Source organism: Leucobacter sp. M11 (genome assembly GCF_035726885.1).
Taxonomy (GTDB): domain Bacteria; phylum Actinomycetota; class Actinomycetes; order Actinomycetales; family Microbacteriaceae; genus JAPFRB01.
The window spans coordinates 464,785-469,541 of the sequence record NZ_JAPFRB010000003.1; the positions used below are offsets into that span (position 1 = coordinate 464,785).

Below are 4,757 nucleotides of genomic sequence, written 5' to 3' on the forward strand. Positions count from 1 at the left end.
CGGGTGCGCCCCGGCGGCCGCGGGCACCGACGCGGCCGCCCCCCAGGACGATCGCCCCGTCGTGCTCACCACCTTCACCGTGCTCGCGGATATCGCCGAAAACGTCGCGGGGGAGCACCTCCGCGTCGAATCCATCACCAAGGTCGGCGCCGAAATACACGGCTACGAACCCACCCCGGGCGACCTGCGCCGCGCCGCCGAGGCCGACCTGATCCTCGATAACGGGCTCAACCTGGAGGCCTGGTTTGAGCAGTTCGTTGCCGGCATGGAGGTGCCGCACGCGGTCGTGACCGAGGGGATCGAGGTGCTCGACATCACGGAGGACGCCGAGGCCGGGCTGCCGAACCCGCACGCCTGGATGGCCCCGCTCAATGTGCGGGGGTACGCGGAAAATATGGCGCGCGCCTTCGCCGAGCTGGACCCCGAGCACGCCGCGGCGTACGCGGACAACGCCGCCGCCTACGGGGCCGAGCTCCAGCTCGTGCACGAGGAGCTGTCGGAGCGCCTCAGCGCCCTCCCCGAGAGCCAGCGAGCCCTCGTGACGTGCGAGGGGGCGTTCTCCTATCTCGCCAGGGACGCCGGGCTCACGGAGCAGTTCCTCTGGGCGGTCAATGCCGAGCAGCAGGCGACTCCCCAGCAGATCGCCCGCACGATCGAGTTCGTCCGGGACGGCGAGGTCCCCGCCGTGTTCTGCGAGTCCACCGTTTCCGACGCCCCCATGCGGCAGGTCGTCGAGGCCACCGATGCTCGCTTCGGGGGCACCCTCTACGTGGACTCCCTGTCCGAGCCCGACGGCCCCGTGCCGACCTACCTCGACCTGATCCGGCACGACGCCGCGGTGATCATCGAGGGCCTCACCGGCCAGCCCGCCGAGATCGGCGACGCCCGATGAGCGCCCCCGCGATCCTGGTCGAGGATGTGTCCGTGCACTACGGACCCGTGCACGCCCTCGACGGGGCAAGCCTCCGCCTCGACGCGGGCCGAGTCTGCGGCCTCGTCGGGATGAACGGCTCCGGCAAGTCCACCCTGTTCAAGGCCATCATGGGCCTCGTCAAGCCCGAGCGGGGTCGAGTGCTCCTCGCGGGGGAAAGCCCCGCGGCCGCCCGCGCCCGGGGGGCCGTCGGCTACGTGCCGCAGAGCGAGGACGTGGACTGGTCCTTCCCGCTCTCGGTGCGGGACGTCGTCATGATGGGCCGCTTCGGCCGGATGGGACTCACCCGCCGCCCCGGCGCGGCCGACCGGGCCGCGGTCGCCGCGGCCCTGGAGCGCACCGAGCTCACCGAATTCGCGGAGCGCCAGATCGGCCAGCTCTCCGGCGGGCAAAAGAAACGCGCCTTCGTCGCGCGCGGCATCGCCCAGGGCGCGGACATCCTGCTCCTCGATGAGCCCTTCGCGGGGGTCGACAAGCGCTCGGAGGCGACCATCACGCGCCTGCTCCGTGAACTCGCCGCGGACGGAGCCACCGTCCTCGTCTCGACGCACGACCTCCACGCGCTCCCCGCCCTGGCCGACGAGGCGATCCTGCTGCTGCGCCGCGTCCTCCGGCACGGACCGCCCGCGGAGGTGCTGCGCCCCGAACACCTCGCCCTCGCCTTCGGCCTCGATGTGCTCGCCGCCCCGCCCCCAGGGCCCGCCGCCGTCCCAGCGCTGGCTGCCCGGCCCGAGCGCGAGGTGTCCGCGTGAGCCTCATCGACCTGTTCCTCGAACCGCTCAGCTACGATTTCATGGCCCGTGCGCTCGCCACGACGCTGGTCGCCTCGATCGTGTGCGCCCTGCTCAGCTGCTGGCTCGTCCTGATCGGCTGGTCCCTCATGGGCGATGCCGTCTCGCACGCGGTGCTGCCCGGCGTCGTGCTCGCCTACATCTGGGGTGCGCCCTTCGCGCTCGGCGCGGTGCTCTTCGGCTTCCTCGCCGTCGCCCTCATCGGGGCCGTGCGCGACACCAGCCGGGTGAAGGAAGACGCCGCCATCGGGATCGTCTTCACGACCCTCTTCGCCCTCGGGCTCGTGCTCATCTCGGTCACCCCGAGCCAGACCGACCTGAACCACATCATCTTCGGAAACCTGCTCGGGGTCTCCCCGGCGGACTTTGCCCAGATCCTCGTCCTCGCGGCTATCGTCACGGTCGTGCTGCTCCTCAAACGACGTGACCTCACCCTCTACGCCTTCGACCCGACCCACGCGCACGCGATCGGGCTGAACCCGAAGCTGCTCGGCGCGCTCCTGCTCGGGCTGCTCGCGCTCACCTCGGTCGTTGCGCTGCAGGCGGTCGGCGTGGTGCTCGTGGTCGCGATGCTGATCATCCCCGGGGCGACCGCGTACCTGCTCACCGATCGCTTCTCCCGGATGCTCGTGATTGCCCCCGCGGTCTCGGCGTTCTGCGCCGTGGCCGGGCTCTACGCGAGCTACTGGCTCGACACGGCCTCCGGCGGCACCGTGGTGCTCGCGCAGGGCAGCGTCTTCGCGCTCGTGTACCTCTTCGCCCCCCGGCACGGCCTGATCGGCAAGCGCCTCGCCGCCCGCGCACGAAGCCGGCGGCGGGGAGCGGCGGCCCCGGCCGGGACCGAGCCCACCGCGGCTGAAACGGCCGACGCCAGCACCGCCGCGCAGCCAGCAGGCGCGGCGCGGACCCCCTGACCGGTGCCGGGCGCGGGCCGCACCAGTACACCGCGATCTGGGAGCGGTTCGGCCCGGCACCCCTGTTTCCTGGAGCACCCCGACCCGGCGTCCGCGGCTCGGGGCAGGCCCCGGGAACACCGAACGTTTACCCGAGGGGCGCGTTCGGAAGCCAAACCGGGTGACGGAAAACCGGGGCCGCGGCGGCTGATGTTCGCCCCCGGTTGGGGCAGCGCTCACGGCAGCGTCGTTTGGGATTCATAGGGTTCAGGGGCGCCCCCGCGCACCCGGCTGCACGCCGACCGCACCCCCAGAAAGGACCCCATGCGACCCCTGCGCCGCATTCCCCCCGCGCTCCTCCTCGCGGGACTTCTCGCGCTGCCCCTCGCCGTCACCGCCCACCCCCCGGCGCCCGCCCAGGTCACCGGACCGGGCAGCGGCGCGGCCTTCGGGCTCAACGCCGAAGCCCCGGCACCGCCCACCTTCGGCCTGGCGGGTGGCCGCTTCACCAGCCCGCAACAGGTCGCGCTGACCGCCGCCGAGGGAGAACAGATCTTCTTCACGCTCGACGGCTCCGAGCCAACCCCGGCGAGCACCCCGTACACGGCGCCCATCACGCTCGCCGAATCCGCGAACGTGGCCGCAATCGCCGTTCGCGACGGCATCCCGAGCGCCCCAACGGTCGAGGGGTACCTCATCAAGACCGCTGAGGAACCACTCGCGCGCTTCGCGGTCATGGGGGACATCCACACCTCGGACTATGCCGAGCCCGATGTCGCGAAGTGGCAGCAGCACTTCGACACGCTCTCCGCCCTGATGCCCAACCCCGACGCCATCATATCCAACGGCGACCAGATCAACGACAACAACTTCAACACGGGCGACGACCACGCCGTCGTGCGCCGCATCCTCGAGGAAAACCTCGCCCGGACGGGGATGCGGGACACGAAGATGCTGCTCAGCTTCGGCAACCACGACGACCGCCTCGCGAAGATGAGCGCGATGTACCCGAAGGACTGGTTCCCCCACGAGGGCGGCGGCTACTACCTCCAGGACGTCGGCGGGTACCCCTTCCTCATCCTGAACACCGAGAACTACTCCGCCACCCAGCGCACCTGGGTCCGAGACACCCTGACCCGGCTCAACGAGGACCCGCAGCACGCGGGCAAGCCGATCTTCGTGGCCGGGCACCGGCCCACCTCCGGCACCGTGAACCAGGGCAGCCAGGCCTCGAACTCGGGCATCACCGAGGACCTCGCCGCCTTCCCGCAGGTCGTCTACTTCTCCGGGCACTCCCACTACAACATCAACGATGAGCGCTCCATCCACCAAAAGAACTTCACCGCGGTCAACGAGGGCTCGATGACCTACGGGGAGACCTTCGGCCAGTACTGGGCGAACGGCGAGGGGCTCGTCTGGACCGCGCACAACGCCAGCTCCCAGTCCGTGATCGTCGAGGTCTACCCCGATCGCACCGAAATCGACCGGATCAACTACGCCGCTGAGAACGATCGCGCGTACACCCCAGCGGGCGTCTGGTCCTTCCAGCAGGACGCCCCCTTCGACTCCGCGGGCACCCTCGCCGGACCCACCTGGACGATCCCCACCGGGAACACCCCAGAGGAGATCCGCGCGGGCTTCGCCTACACCGGGAACACCGACCACGAGGCCCCCGTCCGCTCCGCCACCGCCCCCACCCAGCGCCAGACGAGCACCGGGCCCGCCCTGCGGATCCCGCAGGCCACGGATAACACCTTCGTGATCGGCTACCGGGTCGAGATTACCGACGTGGAAACCGGGCAGGTCTGGCAGCACCTTGACCCGAAGGCCCAGGTGTCCGGCGACTTTTACATGATGCCGCGGCCCGCGCACATCGACATCCCCCTCGCGGTCCGGCAGGGCCCGCACCCCGCCAAGCCCATCCAGCACCGCGTGGCGGAGGGCCGCGAATACCGGGCCACGGTCACCGCCGTGGACAGCGCCGACAACGCCGCCGAGCCGCACACCATCACCTTCATTGCCGGGGAGCTGACCCGCGACGACGCGCTTCCCGCCGAGATCGCCGCACTCCAGGAGCGCATCGAGCGGATCGCGGGCACCGGAGCGGCGGCCACCCCGGAGGACCTCGCGTTCGTCGTCTCC

General features: G+C 71.1%; 4 protein-coding genes. All 4 read left to right on the top strand.

Annotated features, from left to right (window positions below):
* On the top strand, window positions 1–892 hold an 892-nt coding region (locus tag OOT08_RS10550), incomplete at its 5' end, for a metal ABC transporter substrate-binding protein (protein WP_325092606.1).
* Entirely contained in the window at window positions 889–1,683 is a 795-nt protein-coding gene (locus OOT08_RS10555) for a metal ABC transporter ATP-binding protein (RefSeq protein ID WP_325092607.1), read from the top strand. The genes OOT08_RS10550 and OOT08_RS10555, both read left to right, overlap by 4 nt.
* Window positions 1,680–2,636: a metal ABC transporter permease gene (locus tag OOT08_RS10560; protein WP_325092608.1), complete on the top strand. Its 957-nt coding sequence runs from the start codon at window positions 1,680–1,682 to the stop codon at window positions 2,634–2,636. Before OOT08_RS10555 ends, OOT08_RS10560 begins: the two co-directional genes overlap by 4 nt.
* A 303-nt stretch (window positions 2,637–2,939) precedes the next feature.
* On the top strand, window positions 2,940–4,757 hold a 1,818-nt coding region (locus OOT08_RS10565; RefSeq protein ID WP_325092609.1), incomplete at its 3' end, for a chitobiase/beta-hexosaminidase C-terminal domain-containing protein.